The sequence below is a fragment of the Nesterenkonia sp. E16_10 genome, assembly GCF_017347085.1.
In the GTDB taxonomy this organism is placed as follows: Bacteria; Actinomycetota; Actinomycetes; order Actinomycetales; family Micrococcaceae; genus Nesterenkonia.
On the sequence record NZ_JADPSA010000013.1, the window covers coordinates 1 to 18,541 of the forward strand.

17 protein-coding genes are annotated in these 18,541 nt (G+C 69.4%); 4 read left to right on the forward strand and 13 right to left on the reverse strand.

Going from position 1 to position 18,541, the window contains the following annotated elements; genetic code table 11:
* Positions 1-183: 183 nt before the first annotated feature.
* From tyrS to I2487_RS03865, 4 genes are all read right to left on the reverse strand, one after another.
* Positions 184-1,500: a tyrosine--tRNA ligase gene (tyrS, locus tag I2487_RS03850; RefSeq protein ID WP_207169406.1), complete on the reverse strand. Its 1,317-nt coding sequence runs from the start codon at positions 1,498-1,500 to the stop codon at positions 184-186.
* A gap of 74 nt (positions 1,501-1,574) precedes the next feature.
* Complete coding sequence (locus I2487_RS03855) at positions 1,575-3,839, reverse strand: HelD family protein (protein WP_255545935.1); 2,265 nt, start codon at positions 3,837-3,839, stop codon at positions 1,575-1,577.
* Positions 3,840-3,963: 124 nt separating this feature from the next.
* A complete protein-coding gene (locus I2487_RS03860; protein WP_207169321.1) occupies positions 3,964-4,626 on the reverse strand; it encodes a DNA-3-methyladenine glycosylase in 663 nt (220 codons plus the stop codon).
* A 40-nt stretch (positions 4,627-4,666) separates the two neighbouring features.
* Positions 4,667-5,743 carry a GTP-binding protein gene (locus I2487_RS03865; protein ID WP_207169322.1) on the reverse strand — a complete coding sequence of 359 codons (1,077 nt, stop codon included), beginning with the start codon at positions 5,741-5,743 and terminating at the stop codon, positions 4,667-4,669.
* A gap of 59 nt (positions 5,744-5,802) precedes the next feature.
* Here I2487_RS03865 and ykgO point away from each other — a divergent pair, with 59 nt between their 5' ends.
* The gene (ykgO, locus tag I2487_RS03870; RefSeq protein WP_084479720.1) at positions 5,803-5,925 is read left to right on the forward strand and encodes a type B 50S ribosomal protein L36; all 123 of its coding nucleotides are present in this window, start codon (positions 5,803-5,805) and stop codon (positions 5,923-5,925) included.
* Here ykgO and I2487_RS03875 read toward each other — a convergent pair.
* Genes I2487_RS03875 through I2487_RS03885 form a run of 3 tightly spaced genes read right to left on the reverse strand, consistent with a single transcriptional unit; the run spans position 5,885 to position 9,460 of the window.
* Positions 5,885-6,670 (reverse strand): lytic transglycosylase domain-containing protein, encoded by a 786-nt coding sequence (locus I2487_RS03875; protein ID WP_255545923.1) that lies wholly within the window; start codon positions 6,668-6,670, stop codon positions 5,885-5,887. The two genes, ykgO and I2487_RS03875, sit on opposite strands and share 41 nt — an antisense overlap.
* A 55-nt stretch (positions 6,671-6,725) precedes the next feature.
* Positions 6,726-8,219 (reverse strand): argininosuccinate lyase, encoded by a 1,494-nt coding sequence (argH, locus tag I2487_RS03880; RefSeq protein WP_207169323.1) that lies wholly within the window; start codon positions 8,217-8,219, stop codon positions 6,726-6,728.
* Between the two features lie 2 nt (positions 8,220-8,221).
* Positions 8,222-9,460, reverse strand: a complete 1,239-nt coding sequence (locus I2487_RS03885) for an argininosuccinate synthase (RefSeq protein ID WP_207169324.1) — start codon at positions 9,458-9,460, stop codon at positions 8,222-8,224.
* A 166-nt stretch (positions 9,461-9,626) separates the two neighbouring features.
* Here I2487_RS03885 and I2487_RS03890 point away from each other — a divergent pair, with 166 nt between their 5' ends.
* On the forward strand, positions 9,627-10,085 hold the full coding sequence (locus I2487_RS03890) for an ankyrin repeat domain-containing protein (RefSeq protein WP_255545924.1): 459 nt from the start codon (positions 9,627-9,629) through the stop codon (positions 10,083-10,085).
* Between the two features lie 37 nt (positions 10,086-10,122).
* On the opposite strand, the gene I2487_RS03895 is transcribed toward I2487_RS03890, so the two are convergent.
* From I2487_RS03895 to argC, 6 genes are read right to left on the reverse strand one after another with little or no spacing between them, the layout of a single operon-like run.
* Entirely contained in the window at positions 10,123-10,626 is a 504-nt protein-coding gene (locus tag I2487_RS03895; RefSeq protein ID WP_207169325.1) for an arginine repressor, read from the reverse strand.
* Positions 10,626-11,600, reverse strand: coding sequence for an ornithine carbamoyltransferase (gene argF, locus I2487_RS03900; RefSeq protein WP_207169326.1), 975 nt, complete (start codon positions 11,598-11,600; stop codon positions 10,626-10,628). The genes I2487_RS03895 and argF overlap by 1 nt, the downstream gene beginning before the upstream one ends.
* Positions 11,597-12,988, reverse strand: a complete 1,392-nt coding sequence (locus I2487_RS03905; protein WP_207169327.1) for an acetylornithine transaminase — start codon at positions 12,986-12,988, stop codon at positions 11,597-11,599. Before I2487_RS03905 ends, argF begins: the two co-directional genes overlap by 4 nt.
* The gene (gene argB, locus I2487_RS03910) at positions 12,985-13,929 is read right to left on the reverse strand and encodes an acetylglutamate kinase (RefSeq protein ID WP_255545925.1); all 945 of its coding nucleotides are present in this window, start codon (positions 13,927-13,929) and stop codon (positions 12,985-12,987) included. The genes I2487_RS03905 and argB overlap by 4 nt, the downstream gene beginning before the upstream one ends.
* A 12-nt stretch (positions 13,930-13,941) precedes the next feature.
* A complete protein-coding gene (gene argJ, locus I2487_RS03915) occupies positions 13,942-15,141 on the reverse strand; it encodes a bifunctional glutamate N-acetyltransferase/amino-acid acetyltransferase ArgJ (RefSeq protein WP_207169328.1) in 1,200 nt (399 codons plus the stop codon).
* Positions 15,138-16,169 (reverse strand): N-acetyl-gamma-glutamyl-phosphate reductase, encoded by a 1,032-nt coding sequence (argC, locus tag I2487_RS03920; protein ID WP_207169329.1) that lies wholly within the window; start codon positions 16,167-16,169, stop codon positions 15,138-15,140. The genes argJ and argC overlap by 4 nt, the downstream gene beginning before the upstream one ends.
* A 102-nt stretch (positions 16,170-16,271) precedes the next feature.
* Here argC and I2487_RS03925 point away from each other — a divergent pair, with 102 nt between their 5' ends.
* On the forward strand, positions 16,272-17,279 hold the full coding sequence (locus tag I2487_RS03925; RefSeq protein WP_207169330.1) for a quinone oxidoreductase family protein: 1,008 nt from the start codon (positions 16,272-16,274) through the stop codon (positions 17,277-17,279).
* 35 nt (positions 17,280-17,314) lie between these two features.
* Positions 17,315-18,511 (forward strand): N-acetylglucosamine-6-phosphate deacetylase, encoded by a 1,197-nt coding sequence (locus tag I2487_RS03930; protein ID WP_345941330.1) that lies wholly within the window; start codon positions 17,315-17,317, stop codon positions 18,509-18,511.
* Positions 18,512-18,541 lie beyond the last annotated feature (30 nt).

Here is an 18,541-nt window from a genome sequence, read left to right on the forward strand (position 1 = left end):
GTCCAAGGTCTTGCGCGGTCCGCCGTGGCTTTCCGCTGTGCGCCCTTGAGCACGAGATAGAACTTTACACACGCCCTGACCAGTCCGCAAACCAGATCCCGTGCGAGCTGCATCACACCCCGCGATCCCCGCAAACTCAGGGATCCCACCCCGGTCCGGGGGCCCTGGACCAGCCGGCCCGGATCAGCCCCGATGGACCAGCGCGAGGTTCTTCTTGCCTCGGCGGACCAGCAGGAACTTCTCGTGCAGCCACATCGCCTCGGTCACCAGGGCGTCGGGGTCGGTGATCTTCTCGTTGTTGACGTAGGCGCCGCCGTCGTTGATCGCACGACGCGCCTCTCCGTTGGACTTCACCAGTCCGGTGTCCACCAGCAGCCGCACGGCGGTGGCTTCCTCCGCCGGGATGCTGGCGTGCGGAAGCTCTGAGGCGACCGCGTGCAGCGTGGGCTCATCGATCAGATCCAGCTCGCCCTTGCCGAAGATCGCACCGGAGGCTTCGATCACCTTCTTCGTGGCGTCTTCACCGTGGACCAGGGAGGTGACGTCCCAGGCGAGTGCCCGCTGGGCCTCGCGCTTGAAGGGCGCCTCCTGCACCGAGCGCTCCAGCTCGGCGATCTCTTCCCGGGTGCGGAAGGTGAAGACCTTGAGCCGGTCGATCACGTCCGCATCGGACTGGTTGAGCCAGAACTGGTAGAAGGCGTAGGGCGAGCACAGCTCGGCGTCGAGCCAGATGGCGTTGCCCTCGGACTTGCCGAACTTGGTGCCGTCGGAGTTGGTGATCAGCGGTGTCCCCAGCGCATGCACCGTCGCGCCCTCGGCCCGACGGACCAGCTCGGTGCCGGAGGTCAGGTTGCCCCACTGGTCCGAGCCGCCGAACTGCAGCGTGCAGTTGTACTGCCGGAACAGCTGCAGGTAGTCGAATCCCTGCAGGACCTGGTAGCTGAACTCGGTGTAGGAGATGCCCGTCTCGGAGTTCAGCCGCTTGGCCACGATGTCCTTCTTGATCATCGTGCCCACCCGGAAGTACTTGCCGATGTCGCGCAGGAACTCGATGGTGCTGATGCCCTGGGTCCAGTCCAGGTTGTTCACCATGGTGGCGGCGCTGTCTCCGTCGAAGGAGATGTAGTTCTTGATCTGGGACTGCAGCGAGTCCACCCAGCCGGAGACCACCTCGGGGGTGTTCAGCATCCGTTCGCTGGAGGGACGCGGGTCGCCGATCAATCCGGTGGAGCCGCCCACCAGGGCCAGTGGCTTGTGCCCGGCCAGCTGGATGCGGCGCATGGTCAGCAGCTGGACCAGGTGACCCAGGTGCAGCGAGGCCGCGGTGGGATCGAATCCGCAGTAGTAGACGATCGGCTCACCGGTGAGCGCGGCTTCAAGCGCGTCGGCGTCGGTGGAGACCTGGACCAGTCCCCGCCAGTTCAACTCCTGCCAGAGCGAGTCGAAGCTTGGATCGTTGCGCTGAGCGGCCAGCGCCGGGTTCGTGGATTCGAGGCTCATCTGGGTCACACCAGGTACGTTACCAATCTTCTCGTGCCGAACGGCTGCGAAACGTCGGAATCGTTGGGGTCTGCTCAGAATCCTGCCGGAAGCTCGCGGGCGGCGATCACATGCAGCGCATGGGTGGGCCGAGTGAGGGCCACGTAGAGACTGCCCACCCGCCCGGCGGTCTCCTCCAGGATCTCGGCGGGCTCGATGAGCACCACGGCGTCGAACTCCAGGCCCTTGGCCTCATCGGCGGAGAGCGCCAGGATGTCCTCGGTCAGCGACCCGGCGCCGCGGCCGACCCGGGCGCCGAACTCGGCCACCAGGGCGCGGCGGGTGAGGTTGAGCAGCCGCTGCGGCACGATGGCGGCCACCAGCCCCTCCCCCAGGCGCTCATGCTCGGCGCTCACTGCGGCGATCGCGGCGCTGACCAGCTGATCAGCCTCGACCTTCTCGATCACCGGCGGGTGATCGCCGTCCCGGACGGTGCGCAGCGAGGTGGTCTCCAGCCCGTTGGCCTCAGCGACGCGTTCTGCCAGCTCCACGATGGTGCCCGGGGTGCGGTAGTTGACCGTGAGCTCCTCGACCCGCATCCGCTTGCCGACGAAGGGTGCCATCGCGTTCTGCCAGCTCGAGGCGGCCGAGGGCGAGGAGCCCTGGGCGATGTCTCCGACGATGGTGAAGGATTTCAGCGGGCAGCGCCGCATCAGCACATGCCACTGCATGGCCGAGAGCTCCTGCGCCTCATCGACCACCACGTGGCCGTAGGTCCAGCTGCGGTCGACCTGTGCGCGCTCGGCGGCGGTCAGCCGGGGGCCGGACTCGGCGTTCATGTCCACCACGGCCTGAGCGTCGAGGAATCCCTCGATGCCCATCTCTTCGAGCTGCGGGGTCGCGTTCTCCACCGCACGCTGGGCGTTGTCCAGCGAGCGGGCCGCGGCGGCCTTCTGCCGCGCGGCCTCGCGTCCGGCGGATTCGTCCAGCGCGCCCAGCAGCTCCGCCGCCTCGTCGAGCAGCGGCACATCCGCGCTGGTGAAGGCGCTTCCGGGCTGGCGCTGCAGCAGCTCCCGCTCCTGCGCGGTGAGCTCGGGCGCGACGTCGGTGAGGTACTTGGGCTTGCTGTAGAGGTCCTCGAGGAGTCCCTGCGGGCTGCGCGGCATCCAGCACAGGTTCAGCAGAACCCGGACATCACGGGCGGTGCGGACGTCTTCGAGCAGATAGGACCGATCGGCGTCGTTGCCCTCGGAGCGCTTCTCGATGATGCGTTCGAGCTTCTCCGCGATCTCCTTGACCAGGACCTTCACAAAGGTCGGGCGAGCCTCGTTATAGGGCTTGCCGGTGGCGCGGGCCCGTTCCAGAGCCCGGTTGACCATCTTCGGGGTCACCCCGACCCGGGTGCCGTCCACGGTCACGTCGCGGACCTCGGGGATGGTGCGCTGCCGGTGGGCGACGGCGTCGCCGATGATCTGCACCCAGTCCAGGCGTCCCTTGATCTCTTCGACCCGTGGGTCCTGCTCCTCAACACCATGGACCCCCGGGAACAGCTCCGAGAGCGAGGACAGCACCACGCCGGTCTCCCCCAGCGAGGGCAGCACCCGGTCGATATAGGACATGAAGGTGGAGTTCGGGCCCACGATCAGCACGCCGGCGGACTTCAGCCGGTCCCGGTGGCTGTAGAGCAGGTAGGCCGCACGGTGCAGCGCCACCGCGGTCTTGCCGGTGCCGGGTCCGCCCTGGACCACCATGACTCCGGGCAGGTCGGCGCGGATGATCCGGTCCTGCTCGGACTGGATGGTCGCGACGATGTCGCCCATCTGTCCGGTGCGGCGCGCGGTGAGCGCGGCGAGCAGGGCGCCGTCGCCATGGTTGTGGCTGGCTTCCTCCAACATGCTGGCGTCGAGCACGTCGTCCTCCACCCCGTGCACCTCGCGGCGCTTGAGCAGCAGGTGCCGACGACGGCGCACGCCTTGGCGCTCGAAGGCCGTCGCCTGGTAGAACACCCCGGCTTCGGGAGCGCGCCAGTCCAGCATCAGCCGCTGGTGGCTCGCCGAGGTCAGCCCGATCCGCCCGATATAGCGGCACTCCCCGGAGTCGTGATCGAGGCGGCCGAAGACCAGCCGATCGTCGACCGCGTTGAGCTGCGCCAGACGATCCTCATACATCGCGGCAAAGGCGTCGCGCTCGGAGGCGTTCTGCATGGTGCCGCGGGACCCGACCCGGCGGACCTTCGCGAGCTGGACCTCTTTCTCGGCCCGCAGCTCATCGAGCCGGGAGTAGAGCACCCCGACGTACTCGCGCTCCTCCTCCACGCCGGCCTCGAGGCCGGGCACCGGAACGTCGTGGTCTTCGGGCATCATCTCGGCCGTGGCCGAGGACTGTGAATCACTCATCAAGCAGCGCAGCTCTCCGTCGCGAATTTGCTGACCACCAATCATACCTCTATTCAGGTGAACCTGATGTGGCCAGATCCGGTGCAGGTCATGAGCTGAGCTCGGCCGGAACATTGCGCCCGGCCCGATAGACCGAGACCGTGGGATCGGCGTCGAGCCAGTACCGCCAGGGATAGGCCCGGCTGCCCCCGGCCCCGGAGACCCCGACGCGTGGTCCGCGGCGGATCCGATCATCACCCACGGGATCCGCCGGCGGGCGCAGCGTGAACCGGGCGGGGTCATCCTGGCCGGGCGACTGCTCGAAGTTCACCGGCAGCGCGTCCATCGGCAGCGTGATGCCCAGACCCTGGCCCAGCCGGCCGGGACCCGAGAGCAGCTTCGCCCCGGTGTCACGCCCGCCGCGGCGCTCGATCGCCAGGTCCCGGCCGGTGAGCACCTCAGCGGCGCGCAGCAGCACGCCTCCCGCGGTTCCTTCGGACGCGCAGGCGAAGTTCAGGCAGCGGTGGATCCCGTAGTTGAGGTAGACGTAGGTGTGCCGGGGCGGCCCGAACAGCGACGCGTTGCGGGCGGTCCTGCCGTTGAAGCTGTGCGCCCCGGGGTCCTCGCCCTGATCCCCGTAGGCCTCGACCTCGGTCAGCCGGACCCGCACGGATCCGCCGGCGGTCGCGACGGTGAGCTCGCAGCCCAGCAGCGCTGGGGCCAGCTCGGTGGCATGGGCGTCGAAGAGCGAATGCAGCCGTGCGGAATCCATCTGCCCATGATCGCAGAGACCTTCCCGAGCAGCCGACCGGTCAGTCCTCGGTCTCGGTGACCGACGCCCAGAGCGGAAAGGGGTCGGCGAAGGTGCGCCAGAGCGTTGGTCCGGCCATGAGCTCGGCATCGGTGAGCGTGGCCTCGTCCAGCGCTGCGGCGAGTCCTGCCACCTCGAGGTCCATCCCGATGAAGGCGATGTCCTGACCGAAGGCCAGCATCTCCTCGGGGTCCTCGATCTGGTGATCAAAGGCCAGCGGAGCCAGCGAGATGATCTGCCCGATGTGTTCCCACTGTGCGGTGACGTGCGGGCGGGTGGCCAGGCGGGCGAAGCCTGCCGAGCGGATCACCCGGCCGAACTCCTCGGTCTCGACGCGCAGATCCAAGAGCTGCTTGAGCCGACCGGGATGGAAGGGACGATGTTGTTCGTAGCGCAAGGCCGAGACCCGATCGTGTCGGCGGCGCGGATGGAAGTCCCTGTTCAAGAGGCAGGTCCAGCCGGCGCGAGTCTCCTGCCCCGAGTAGCCGGGCACGGTGGAGCGGCGAGTCCGGGCCGCAGGCTCCCCGTCGAACCGCACCTGGGCCAGCGGGCTCAGGTGCGCCACCAGCGCCGCCAGCATGGCCAGCTCCCCCGGGTCGATCCGCTGCCAGTTCATCATCATCACCGTCGAGGCGTATTCGATCTGCTTGACGATCACCTCGGCGCGGCAGACATAGGCCAGCTCCCCCGGGTGCGTCCAGCGCTGATCGGCCTCTAACACCACGTAGTCATCGCGGAAGAGATCATCCAGCAGGTGGGCGGCATCCACCACGCAGATCACCTCGGTCAGCCGGGCCTGCGGCTCAGGTTCACCAGCTGAGCCGGTCAGTGAGCCGATGACCTCGGTGATCGCGCTGGCCAGCGGGTACTCCACGACCAGCTCGGTGCTGCTGGGCACGAGCTGGAGCAGCCGCAGCGCTGACTCCAGCGCCGTCTCCTCTGACGCGATGCGGTCCGCCTGCAGCAGCACCGAACCGCGCTGCCGGGCCAGGGCCGCGGCGAAGTCTTTGCGCTCCGGCCCGCAGGCCCCCATCACCGCGACCACTCGGACAGCGGATCCCTCACCTGACATCGTCATCGTCGCCCCCTTCGAGTAGTATTAACGCTAATGCTACTCATTCTCACTAGGAGGTCATAATGAAGGTCCGCAACTCACTGCGTGCATTGAAGAACAAACCGGGATCACAGGTGGTGCGCCGCCGGGGGCGCACCTACGTGATCAATAAGAAGAATCCGCGGCTGAAGGCGCGTCAGGGCTGACGTACTCCTGGGCCCGGGCGGCGACGTCGTTGACGTAGCGCACCGACTGGTTATATGCGACGACGGCGTCCACCCAGCCGTCGTCGCTGGTCAGGTCCTCCCCGCTCTCGCACAGATACACCGCGGCGGTCAGCGCGGCGTCGTCGAAGTGGTGCGGATCTGAGTCGCCGCTGCGGGAGCCGTCCTGGGCGTACAGCGCCCAGGTGGCCGGGATGAACTGCATCGGTCCCACCGCGCGGTCCCATTCGGGATCCCCGTCGAGGGTGCCGCCGTCGGTGTCGGGGATCTCCGCCAGTCCCGGGGACCCGTCCAGCGGGATCCCGATGATCGCCGGGGCGACCTGTCCATCCGGCTCGACCTGCGCCTCGGCGTAGGTGCCGTGATGGGACTCGACCTGACCGATGCCGGCCAGGGTGTTCCAGCCCAGTCCGCATTCCGGCCGGGTCTGCGCCACCAGCAGGGCCGCCCCGCTGTAGGCGGCCAGGGCGCGCTGCGGGATGCCGGTGCGCTCGGCCACCGCCTCGAGCCACGCTTCGTCGGCCAGCCCGGCGATCGGTGCCCAGGGCTGACCCGGCGCCGGGTCCTCGGCGGGCGCGGCGGCCTCGGGAAGTCGCTGATCCGGCGCGCTCGGGTAGTCCAGGGCCGGTGCCTGCCGCGGTTCGGTGCATCCGCTGAGCGCAAGCAGGAGCGCCCCGGCCAGCACGGCCGGGGCGCTCCTGCGTCGCCTCGAAGGGCCTCGCGTCATGCGGTGCTCACTCCATCGTCAGTTTTTCAGCTCAGCTGCCAGTGCGGCGCTCAGCTCAGCTGACACCGTCGGGACCGACATTGCTGCCCGCTGAGCCGATGAACTCCTTGATCGGGTTCAGCTGCAGCTTGAGCTCCTCGAGCTGCTCGGCCACGGCCGAAGGCGCGGTGCCGCCACGGGAGGACCGGGAGTTCAGCGAGCCGAAGGTGGTCAGCACCTCACGCACCGCGGGGGTCAGCTGGGCAGAGATCCCGCTGAGCTCCGCATCGGTGAGGTCCCAGAGTTCGACGTCGCGCGCTTCAGCCACCCGGACGGCCTCACCGGAGAGCTCGTGGGCCACCCGGAAGGGCACGCCTTGGCGGACCAGCCATTCGGCGATGTCGGTGGCCAGCGCGAAGCCGCGCGGAGCCAGCTCGGCCATCCGTTCGGTGTGGAAGACCAGGGTCGCGATCATCCCGGAGACCGCCGGGAGCAGCAGCTCCAGGGTGTCCACCGCGTCGAAGAGCGGCTCCTTGTCCTCCTGCAGATCCCGGTTGTACGCCAGCGGAAGGCCCTTCAGCGTGGCCAGGAGCCCGGTCAGGTCCCCGATCAGACGGCCTGACTTGCCGCGGGCGAGCTCGGCCACATCGGGGTTCTTCTTCTGCGGCATGATGGAGCTGCCGGTGGAGAAGGCATCATCAAGGGTGACGAAGCCGGCCTCCTTGGTGGCCCAGAAGATGATCTCCTCGCTGATCCGGGACAGATCCACGCCGATCATGGCGCTGACCCAGGAGAACTCCGCGTAGACGTCGCGTGCCGCGGTGCCGTCGATGGAGTTCCAGGCCGCCTGGCTGAAGCCGAGCTCCTCGGCCACGCGCTGCGGATCCAGGCCCAGCGAGGATCCAGCCAGGGCGCCGGAGCCGTAGGGCGAGGTGGCCGCGCGCCGGTCCCAGTCCACGAGGCGCTGCAGATCGCGCAGCAGCGCCCAGGCATGGGCCAGCAGGTGGTGGCTCAGCAGCACCGGCTGGGCGTGCTGCAGATGCGTCCGGCCCGGCATCGGCGCATTCGGGTGCGCCTCGGCCTGCTGGATCAGCGCCTCGATGGCGCCCAGCACCCCGGCACCCACGACCCGGGCGTGATCACGCAGGAACATCCGTCCCATGGTGGCGATCTGGTCATTGCGGGAGCGGCCGGCGCGCAGCTTCCCGCCCAGGTCCTCACCGGCGCGTGCCAGCAGGCCGCGCTCCAGCGCCCCATGCACATCCTCGTCGCTGTCCGCCGGAGTGAAGTCCCCGGAGAGCACATCGGCCTCGAGCCGGTCCAGGGCAGCGAGCATCCCGCTCAGCTCAGACTCATCGAGCAGCCCGGTGCGGTGCAGCACCCGGGCGTGCGCCCGGGATCCGGCGATGTCGTAGCGGGCCAGGCGGAAGTCGAAGTGCGTGGACTTGCTCAGCGCCGCCAAGGCATCGGCGGGCCCCGAGGCGAATCGTCCGCCCCAGAGCGCGCCCTCGTTGGTGCCGTGCCTGCTCTGCGAATCCTGCTGATCCGGGCTCGTGCCCTCCGGGTTCATGCTCAGCGGTCCAGGCTGCCGAGGCCGGAGAAGTCCGGCTTGCCGTGGATGCGCTGCTCGCGCTGGGAGGCCACCTTGGAGGAGAGGCCGAAGATGTCGATGAATCCGCGGGCGCTGGACTGATCGAAGGCGTCGCCGGCGTCGTAGGTGGCCAGGTTGAAGTCATACAGGCTGGTCTCGGAGCGGCGGCCCTGCACGGTGGCGCGGCCGCCATGCAGCTCGAGCCGGATCTCACCGGAGACGTACTTCTGGGTCTCATCGATGAAGGCATCGAGGTTGCGCTTGAGCGGGGAGAACCACTGGCCGTCGTAGACCAGCTCGGTCCAGCGCTGGTCCACGGTCTTCTTGAACCGGGCCTGCTCGCGCTCCAGGGTGATGTTCTCCAGCTCGCGGTGCGCCGCGATCAGCGCCATGGCGCCGGGAGCCTCGTAGATCTCGCGGGACTTGATGCCCACCAGGCGGTCCTCGACGATGTCGATCCGGCCCACGCCCTGGGCGCCGGCGCGGCGGTTGAGCTGCTCGATGGCCTCCAGGGCGGTCACGGTCTGCCCGTCCAGGGCCACCGGCACGCCCTGGTCGAAGGTGATGGTGACGACGTCGGCTGCCGGCGGGAACGAGGGGTCCTCGGTGTACTCGTAGACGTCCTTGGTGGGACCGTTCCAGATGTCTTCCAGGAAGCCGGTCTCCACGGCGCGACCCCAGACGTTCTGGTCGATGGAGAACGGGTTCTTCTTGGTGGTCTCGATCGGCAGGTTGTGCTTCTCGGCGTATTCGATGGCGAGCTCACGGGTCAGGGCGAGGTCGCGGACCGGGGCGATGCACTTGAGCTCCGGGCCCAGGGTCTGGATGCCGACCTCGAAGCGGACCTGATCGTTGCCCTTGCCGGTGCAGCCATGGGCCACCGTGGTGGCGCCGAACTGCTGGGCTGCGGCGACCAGGTGCTTGGTGATCACCGGGCGGGAGATCGCCGAGACCAGCGGGTAGGAGTCCATGTAGAGGCCGTTGGCCTTCAGCGTGGGCATGCAGTACTGATCGGCGAACTCGTCGCGAGCATCGGCCACGTAGGCCTCCACGGCGCCGCAGTCCAGTGCGCGCTGGCGCACCGTCTCGAGTGATTCACCGCCCTGTCCGACGTCGACCGCGACGGCGACGACCTCCTGGCCGGTGGCTTCGGCGATCCAGCCGATGGCCACCGAGGTGTCGAGGCCGCCGGAATAGGCGAGAACAATACGATCAGTCACAACGAATCTCCTTGGGGAACGGAACTTTGGCTCGGACACAGACTACATAATTATTCGCAGGTCTGCATAAACAGTGTCGGTGAGGTTCGGGGTCCCCGTCAGGCTATCGCCTTCGCGGTCCCTGGGGATCCCAGTGCCCGGGCCGGTCTCCGATAGACTTGCGGCCATGTCACAGGACTTCCAGCACGCGGCCGATCACTCAGAGAACCAGCAGCCTCCCGCAGGCGGCGCGCCGGAGCTGACCGAGGAACAGATGGAGTTCCTGGCCTCGATGTTCGGCCTGGCCCGAGCGGGCAAGACCGAGGAGCTGCTCGACCTCGTGGACCGCGGCGTGCCGGTGAACCTGAGCAACGAGAAGGGTGACACGCTGCTCATCCTCTCGGTCTACAACGATCACACCGAGCAGGCCAACGGGCTGCTGACCCGCGGCGCCGACGTGGACCGGATCAATGATCAGGGCCAGACCGCGCTGGGCTGCGCGGTGTTCCGGCAGAACGAGGTGGCCACGAAGGCGCTGCTCGCCGCCGGCGCCGATCCCCGCCTGGGCCGGCAGAGCGCCTACGCCGTGGCGGAGATCTTCGGGCTGGACGCGATGCGCGCGATCCTCGACGCCCACTCGGGCTGAACCGCCCTCCGGGGCTGAACCAGCCTCCGGGGCCGGCTCAGCTGCGGCCCTCGGCGAATCCGGTGAAGCGGCGCGCCACCGCGGCTCCCCCGTCGGGCTCGGTGGTGACCACCATGATCGTGTCGTCTCCGGCGATGCAGCCCAGGATCTCCGGGATCCCGGCGTGGTCCACCGCGCTGGCCAGGAACTGGGCGGCTCCGGGCGGAGTGCGCAGGATGACCAGGTTCGCGCTGGGCTCGGCAGAGACCAAGAGGTCCTTGCACAGCGCGATCAGCCGCGCCGTCGTCGTCGCGTCGGTCTGATCGGCCTGCAGCTCACGGTCATGCCCGTCGGAGGGCACCGCGTAGATCAGCGCGCCCGCAGCGCCGCGCACCCGGGCGGCGCCGATCTCCACCAGGTCCCGCGAGAGCGTCCCCTGGGTCACCGTGACCCCGGCGTCGCCGAGGCGTTCGGCCAGCTCAGCCTGGGACCGGACCTGGGAGCGGGAGATCAGCTCACGGATCTTCGCGTGCCGCGCGGTCTTGGTGGTCGGTGCCATCATCAGCGTTCCCCTGCCCGGACCAGTTCCGCGGTCGCCGCGTCGGCGAGCCCGGAGCGCACCAGCAGCCAGGCCATCAGTGCCTTCTGTGCGTGCAGCCGGTTCTCCGCCTCGTCCCAGACCACCGACTGCGGCCCGTCGAGGACCTCGGCGCTGATCTCGACCCCGCGGTAGGCCGGAAGGCAGTGCAGGACGACGGCGCCCGGGGCAGCGTGGGCCATGGCGGCGGAGTCGACCCGGTAGTCCCCGAAGAGCTCGAGCCGCTGCTGCTTCTCCTCCTCCTGGCCCATCGAGACCCAGGTGTCGGTGGCCACCGCCTCGGCGCCGGCCAGCGCCTGGACCGGGTCGGTGGTGATCAGCACCTTGGCCCCGGTCTGCTCGGCGCGGGCCTGGGCGGCGTCGATGATGCGCTGCTCCGGCAGATAGCCGGCGGGGCCGGCGATGCGGACATCCATGCCGGCGTTGACCCCGGCGAGCAGGTAGGAGTTGGCCATGTTGTTCGCCGCGTCGCCCAGGTAGGCCAGGGAGCGACCCTGCGTGCTGCCGAGATGCTCACGCAGGGTCAGCAGGTCCGCGAGCAGCTGGCAGGGGTGGTAGTCGTCGGAGAGTGCGTTGATCACCGGGACCGCGCTGTGCGTCGCCATCTCCTCCAGCCCGGACTGGGCGTAGGTGCGCCAGATGATCAGGCTGACCATCCGGTCGAGCACTCGGGCGGTGTCGGCGATGGTCTCCTTGTGTCCGAGCTGAGACTCCCCGGGGTTGACCACCAGCGGGGTGCCGCCGAGCGCGGAGATCCCCGCCACGAAGGAGAACCGGGTCCGGGTGGAGGTCTTGTCGAAGAACACCGCGGCGGTCTGGGGCCCGGCCAGGGCCTTGATCGCGTATGGGTGGGCCTTCATATGCGCCGCAAGGGTCAGCACCTGGTCCAGCTCGGCAGGGCTGAGGTCCAGGTCGGTGAGGAAGTGGCGGACGGTCATGAGGTGCTCCTGCGGTGGATCTCGGGAAGGGCATCGATGAACTGCTGGATCTGCTCCGTGGTGATGATCAGCGGCGGGGCCAGTCGCAGCGTGGCCGGGCCGGTGGCGTTGATGATGAAACCCGCCTCCAGGGCCGCGGCGACCATGGCAGGTGCCAGCGCCTGCCCTTCGGCGGCTTCGAGGTCGAAGCCGATCAGCAGTCCGTGGGCTCGAACCTCGGTGACGAAGTCGAGTTCGGCGAGCCGGACGGCCGCGTAGGCGCTGACCTCCCGGACCTGATCCAGCAGGTCGGTGGATTCGATGACGTGCAGCGTGGCCAGCGCGGCGGCGGTGGCGGCGGGGTTGCCGCCGAAGGTGGTGCCGTGCTGGCCGGGGTTCAACAGCGTGCTGGCATGTTCCCCGAAGGTCAGCATCGCCCCGATCGGGAACCCACCGCCGAGACCCTTGGCCAGGGTCATCGCGTCCGGGAGCACCGGTCCGGAGTCTGACGGGTCTGAATCTGACGGCGCAGAGTCTGCAGGGTCTGAATCTGACGGCGCAGAGGCGAACCAGGAGCCGGTGCGGCCGATGCCGGTCTGGACCTCATCGAAGATCAGCAGGGCCCCGGCGGCGCGGGTGATCTCCCGGGCGGCCTTCAGGTACCCGGCCGGGTGACCGTGGACACCGGCCTCGCCCTGGACGGGTTCGATGATCACCGCGGCTACGGTCTCGTCCACCGCGGCACGCAGCGCCTCGGCGTCCCCGGCGGGCACCCATTCCACGCCGCCGGGCAGCGGTTCGAAGGGTTCCCGGTAGCTGGGCTTATGCGTCATCGCCAGTGCGCCCATGGTGCGTCCGTGGAATCCGTGCTCCAGGGCGATGATCCGCGGCCGGTCCTCGCCTCCGTGGCGGCGTGCCAGCTTGAAGGCGGCCTCATTGGCCTCGGTGCCGGAGTTGGTGAAGAACGCCTTGGAGCCGGCCGGGGCCTGGGCCAGGTGCAGCAGCTTCTCGGCGAGTGCGATCTGGGTGGGACTGGTGAAGAAGTTCGAGATGTGTCCCAGGGTGCTCAGCTGGGAGGAGACCACGCTGGTGATCAGCGGGTGGGCGTGGCCCAGCGCGTTGACCGCGATCCCGCCGAGCAGATCCAGGTACTCCCGGCCGTCGGCGTCCCATACCGTGGCGCCGGAGCCTCGGACCAGGACGCGCTGCGGGGTGCCGAAGACCCCGAGCAGGGACTCGGTGTAGCGCGCCAGCAGCGTCTCGCCGGGTTCCGCCGTGAGCGTCGCACCGGTGAGCTCCGCACTCGTGAGCGCGGCGCTGGTGAGCTCCGGGCTGTTGAGCCCGGCGCTGGTGAGATCAGCGTTGTTGAGCTCCGGGGCCTGCGCCTCCGGGGTGTTCTGGTCACTCATGCGGCCTCCCCATCGGGAACGATCTGGGTGCCGACGCCCTCGGTGGTGACGATCTCCAACAGCATCGAGTGCGGTGCCCGGCCGTCGACCACGTGGGCGCGCGGAACACCGGCCTCCACGGCCTTCAGCGCCGCGGTCATCTTCGGGATCATCCCGGATTCCAGGCTGGGCAGCATCGCCCGTAGGTCGCTGGCGCTCAGCGAGGAGATCAGCGAGGACTTGTCCGGCCAGTTGGCGTAGAGGCCCTCCACATCGGTGAGCATCACCAGTTTGGCCGCGCCCAGGGCCGAGGCGACGGCGGCGGCGGCCAGATCGGCGTTGACGTTGAGCACCTCGCCGGTGGGGGTGGCGTCGGCGGCGGTGGAGTCGAACTCCGGAGCGATGGTGGAGATCACCGGGATCCGCCCGGCGGCGAGCAGGTCGGTGATCGCGTCGGGGTTGACCCCGCTGACCTCGCCGACCAGTCCGAGGTCCACGGTGTCGCCGTCGATCTCCACGGTGGTGCGGGTGGCGCGCAGCAGGGCGGCGTCTTCCCCGGAGAGGCCCACCGCGTAGGGGCCGTGGCTGTTGATCAGGCCGATCAGCTCGCGGCCGACCTGGCCGGTGAGCACCATCCGGACCACATCCATGGCCTCGGGCGTGGTCACCCGCTGCCCGGCGCGGAACTCGGATTCGATGCCCAGGGTCTGGAGCATCGCGTTGATCTGCGGGCCTCCCCCGTGGACCACCACCGGGTTGACCCCGACGTGGCGCAGGAAGACCACGTCCTCGGCGAAGGCGCGGCGCAGCTCGTCGTTGATCATGGCGTTGCCGCCGTATTTGATCACGATGGTCTCTCCGGCGAACTTCTGGATCCAGGGCAGCGCCTCGACCAGGACGGAGGCCTTCTCGCCGGCGGAGCCGAGGCTTCCGGCGTCGCGGGGTTTCATGCTCGAGGTCATCGGGGTCCTTCTTCAGCTGGAGTAGGCAGAGTTCTCATGCACATAGTCATGGGTCAGGTCATTGGTGAGGATCGTGGCCTCGGCGGCGCCGGCCTTCAGGTCGATGACCACCTTTACGTGGCGCCCGCGCAGGTCCACCAGGTCGCGGTCCTCCCCGATGCCTCCGGCGCGGCAGATCCACACCCCGTTGACGCTGACGTCGATGGTGGAGGGGTCGAAGTCCACGTCGGTGGTCCCGACGGCGGAGAGGATCCGGCCCCAGTTGGGGTCCTGGCCGAAGATCGCGGTCTTGAACAGGTTGGAGCGGGCCACGGAGCGGCCTGCGGTCTCGGCCTCCTCCTGGGTGGCGGCGTTGATCGTGGAGATCGCGATCTCGTGGTGGGCGCCCTCGGCGTCGGCGATGAGCTGGGTCGCGAGGTCCTGGCACACCTGGTTCAGCGCCGCTTGGAACTCCGCGAGGTCTACTCCGGAGGGGTCGGCCTGCGGGTGCGCCCCGGAGGCCATGGCGATCACGGTGTCGTTGGTGGACATGCAGCCATCGGAGTCGGCGCGGTTGAAGCTGAGCCGGACCGCCTCGCGCAGCGCGGCATCGAGGTCGGGCTGGGAGATGACGGCGTCGGTGGTGACCACGGAGAGCATCGTGGCCATCCCGGGGGCGAGCATGCCGGCGCCCTTGGCCATCCCGCCGATGGTGAACTCCGCACCGGTCGCGGTGGAGACCTTCATGACCGAGTCGGTGGTCATGATCGCCTGCGCCGCCCGCTGCCCGGCGGCCTCGGCGGGTTCCAGCTGCGCCGCGGCGGCGCTGATCCCCTCCAGCAGTGCGGGCATGTCCAGGCGCACCCCGATGAGTCCGGTGGAGCAGACCAGCACGTCCCCGGCGGAGATGTCCGCGCCGGTGGCCTGGAGCTTCTCGGCGACGACCTCGGCGCTCTGGTGGGTGTCGGCGAAGCCCTGGGGCCCGGTGCAGGCGTTGGCCCCGCCGGAGTTCAGCACCACGGCATCGGCGCGCCCGTCGGCGATCACCTGCTGGGACCAGAGCACCGGTGCCGCGGCGACCCGGTTGGTGGTGAAGACCGCGGCGGCGTGCTTGTCCGGTCCGTGGTTGAGCACCAGCGCGACGTCGCGCGGCGCGTTGCCCTGCGCATCGGGGGATTTCAGTCCGGCGGCGACGCCTGCGGCGCTGAATCCGGTCGCGGCGGTGACGCTCATGGGGAGACTCCCAGCAGATTGAGCCCGGTGGTCTCTTCGACACCCAGGGCGATGTTCATGGACTGCACGGCTCCGCCGGCGGTGCCCTTGGTCAGATTGTCTGCGGCCGAGACGACGACGGCGCGCCCGGCGTGCTCATCGACCGCGAGCTGAATGGTGACGTGGTTGGAACCCACGACCTGCTTGGTGGCGGGCCACTGGCCCTCCGGAAGTAGGTGGACGAAGGCCTCGCCGTCGTAGTGCTCGCGGTAGGCCGCGCGCAGCGCCGCCTCGGTGGTGCCGGGCGCGAGCTTCGCGGTGGAGGTGGCCAGGATGCCGCGCGGCATCGGAGCCAGCGTGGGGGTGAAGGAGACCTGGACCGGAACTCCGGCGGCGTGTCCGAGGCCCTGTTCGATCTCCGGGGTGTGCCGGTGCACCCCGCCGACTCCATAGGGGCTCATGCCGCCGATGACCTCGGCGCTGAGCAGGTGGGGCTTCAGCGCCTTGCCCGCCCCGGAGGTGCCGGTGGCCGCGACGATGACGATGTCATCGGGCTGGACGAGCCCTGCGGCCAGCGCCGGGGCCAGGCCGAGCATGATGGTGGTGGGATAGCAGCCGGGCACCGCGATGCGCCGGGCACCGGTGAGCTTCGCCCGCGCCCCGGGCAGCTCGGGCAGCCCATAAGGCCAGGTGCCCTGATGGGCGGAACCGTAGAACTTCTCCCAGTCCGCGGCGGATTCCAGCCGATGATCCGCGGCGGCGTCGATCACGATGGTGTCCTCGCCGAGCTGGGCGGCGATCTCCGCCGAGGACCCGTGGGGCAGGGCCAGGAAGACGACGTCGTGTCCGGCGAGGTTCTCCGCGGTGGTGTCGAGAAGCACCCGGTCCGCCAGGGAGAGCAGGTGCGGCTGCACGCTTCCCAGCCGCTCCCCCGCGCTCGAGTGCGCGGTGACGGCGCCGATCTCGACCTCGGGGTGGCCAGCGAGCAGGCGAAGGACTTCTCCTCCGGCATAGCCTGAGGCTCCGGAGACAGCGATCGAATAGGTCATCCCAGCAGTCTAGGCAGATATATGCGCTATCTCCAATATTTATGCATACTGCGGGGCCGCAGACTTCGCCGCTCCGGGCCTGCGTTGGGTACGCTTGCCGCCATGAATGAACAGACAGTTTTCCCAGAGGATCTGCCCGACAGAGCACGAGTGGTGCATGCCGAGCAGGCAGGGGGCGCCGAGGTGCTCGTCGAGGCTCAGGTGCCGCTGCCCGAGCCTGGACCGAACCAGGTGCTGGTGGAGACTGCCGCCACCGGGGTCAACTTCATCGAGACCTACCAGCGCAGCGGCGTGTACCCGGTGCAGTATCCCTTCACCCCGGGCACCGAGGGCGCCGGACGCGTCCTTGCCGCCGGCGAAGGCGTGGAGTCGCTCTCCCTCGGCCAGCGGGTCACCACCCTGGAGGCCTCCACCGGCACCTACGCCTCGCACTTCCTGGTCGACGCCAGCAAGGCCGTGCGCGTGCCGGACGAGGTCACCGATGAGCAGGCCGCGGCGCTTCCGCTGCAGGGCATCACCGCGCACTACCTGGTCAACTCCACCTACCGGGTCTCCCCCGGCGAGACCGTGCTGACCCATGCCGGTGCAGGAGGGGTGGGCCAGATCCTGACCCAGCTGCTCAAGGCCAAGGGCGCACGCGTGATCACCACCTGCTCCACCGAGGAGAAGGCCCAGATCGCGCAGGCCGCCGGCGCGGACTACGTGCTGGGCTATGAGAACTTCGCCGAGCGGGTCCTGGAGATCACCAAGGGCGAGGGTGTCGCCGCGGTCTTCGACGGCGTCGGGAAGGACACCTATGCCGGGTCCCTGGAGTCCCTGGCGATCCGCGGGATGTTCGTGCTCTACGGCGGCGCCTCGGGCCAGGTGCCCCCGCTGGATCCGCAGGAGCTCAACCGCCGCGGCGGCCTCTACGTGACCCGCCCGGCCACGCACTGGTATCTGCGCAACGCCGAGGAGCGATCCTGGCGCTACGCCGAGCTCTTCCGCGCGCTGACCGGCGGGGATCTGAAGCTGAGCATCGGCGCCAGCTACCCGCTGGCCGAGGCGGGCCGGGCCCACGACGATCTGGAGAACCGCCGGACCACCGGCAAGCTGCTGCTGGCACCCTGAGAAGCACACCCCATGGCGAGTCCGGTCCGTCCCCTGTGACCCAGCTGATCCTCGCCGAGGCGGCACTGACCCCGGAGGGGGGCCTGGGGCGGTATTGGCTGCGCCTGGCGCAGGGACGCATCCTCGACGCCGGGCACGGTCACCCGCCGGAGCCACCGGATCTGCACCTCACCGAGGGGGTGCTGGCACCTGGGTTCGTCGACGTCCACGCCCATGGCGGCGGCGGCGCGGCCTTCACCGAGGGTGCTGAGGCTGCCCAGACCGTGCTGGCGGCCCACCGTGGTCGCGGCACCACGAGCATGCTCGCGTCGCTGGTCAGCGCGCCGATCCCGGTGCTGCTGGAGCAGACGCAGCAGCTTCGTCCCCTGGTGGAGACCGGCGAGCTCGCCGGGATCCACCTCGAGGGGCCATGGCTGAGCTGCGCCCATCGCGGTGCGCATCAGGCCTCGCTGCTCAGCGACCCCACACCGGAGGCCGTCTCTGCGGTGCTCGAACACCCGGCGGCGGAGCTGCTGCGCTATGTCACCCTCGCCCCGGAGCTGCCCGGCGCTCTCGAGGCCGTTGCTCGGCTGCGCGCCGCGGGACTGGTCCTGGGAGTCGGGCACACCGGTGCCGATAGTGCCCAGACCCGGGCTGCTCTAGGCGCCGGGGCCAGCGCGGCCACCCACCTGTTCAATGCGATGAAGGGGCTGCACCACCGCGAACCAGGGCCTGCGCTCGCGCTGCTGGAGGACCCCGCCGCCTTCCTCGAGCTGATCCATGACGGGGTGCACCTGCACCCGGAGATGATCCGCTACATCTGGCATACCGCCACGCGCCACGGCGGTGCGCGGCGGCTGGTGCTGGTCTCCGATGCGATGGCCGGCGCCGCCGCATCGCAGGGGCGATACACCCTGGGCGCTCTGGAGGTGGACGTCGCAGACGGCGTCGCTCGGCTCGTCGAGCCCGACGGGACGCGCGGCGCGATCGCGGGCTCGGCGGTGACCCTGGCCGAAGCGGTGCGCCGGAGCATCCTCGACGCGGGCATCGCCCCGGGCGAGGCACTGATGGCGGCCACCGCCAATCCTGCGGCGATGATCGGGCTCGACGACGTCGGCAGTCTGCTTCCCGGTAGGCGCGCGGATCTGGTGCTGCTGGACCCGCAGTGGAACGTCGGCAGCGTCATGCACCGCGGTCGCTGGCTGGATGAACAGCACCCAGGTGATGCAAAGACCGATGGCCCGGCAGACTGAGCGTCTGCCGGACCATCGGCCACGTCGCGA

Excerpts from the sequence above, each read along its gene's own strand:
- argC (WP_207169329.1), bottom strand. The coding sequence starts at position 16,169 with ATGACCTATTCGATCGCTGTCTCCGGAGCCTCAGGCTATGCCGGAGGA.
- I2487_RS03890 (WP_255545924.1), top strand. The coding sequence starts at position 9,627 with ATGTCACAGGACTTCCAGCACGCGGCCGATCACTCAGAGAACCAGCAG.
- I2487_RS03855 (WP_255545935.1), bottom strand. The coding sequence starts at position 3,839 with ATGCCCGAAGACCACGACGTTCCGGTGCCCGGCCTCGAGGCCGGCGTG.
- argH (WP_207169323.1), bottom strand. The coding sequence starts at position 8,219 with ATGAACCCGGAGGGCACGAGCCCGGATCAGCAGGATTCGCAGAGCAGG.
- argJ (WP_207169328.1), bottom strand. The coding sequence starts at position 15,141 with ATGAGCGTCACCGCCGCGACCGGATTCAGCGCCGCAGGCGTCGCCGCC.
- I2487_RS03865 (WP_207169322.1), bottom strand. The coding sequence starts at position 5,743 with ATGACGATGTCAGGTGAGGGATCCGCTGTCCGAGTGGTCGCGGTGATG.
- I2487_RS03905 (WP_207169327.1), bottom strand. The coding sequence starts at position 12,988 with ATGAGTGACCAGAACACCCCGGAGGCGCAGGCCCCGGAGCTCAACAAC.
- I2487_RS03875 (WP_255545923.1), bottom strand. The coding sequence starts at position 6,670 with ATGACGCGAGGCCCTTCGAGGCGACGCAGGAGCGCCCCGGCCGTGCTG.
- ykgO (WP_084479720.1), top strand. The coding sequence starts at position 5,803 with ATGAAGGTCCGCAACTCACTGCGTGCATTGAAGAACAAACCGGGATCA.
- I2487_RS03895 (WP_207169325.1), bottom strand. The coding sequence starts at position 10,626 with ATGATGGCACCGACCACCAAGACCGCGCGGCACGCGAAGATCCGTGAG.
- tyrS (WP_207169406.1), bottom strand. The coding sequence starts at position 1,500 with ATGAGCCTCGAATCCACGAACCCGGCGCTGGCCGCTCAGCGCAACGAT.
- I2487_RS03860 (WP_207169321.1), bottom strand. The coding sequence starts at position 4,626 with ATGGATTCCGCACGGCTGCATTCGCTCTTCGACGCCCATGCCACCGAG.
- argB (WP_255545925.1), bottom strand. The coding sequence starts at position 13,929 with ATGACCTCGAGCATGAAACCCCGCGACGCCGGAAGCCTCGGCTCCGCC.
- I2487_RS03925 (WP_207169330.1), top strand. The coding sequence starts at position 16,272 with ATGAATGAACAGACAGTTTTCCCAGAGGATCTGCCCGACAGAGCACGA.
- argF (WP_207169326.1), bottom strand. The coding sequence starts at position 11,600 with ATGACCGTCCGCCACTTCCTCACCGACCTGGACCTCAGCCCTGCCGAG.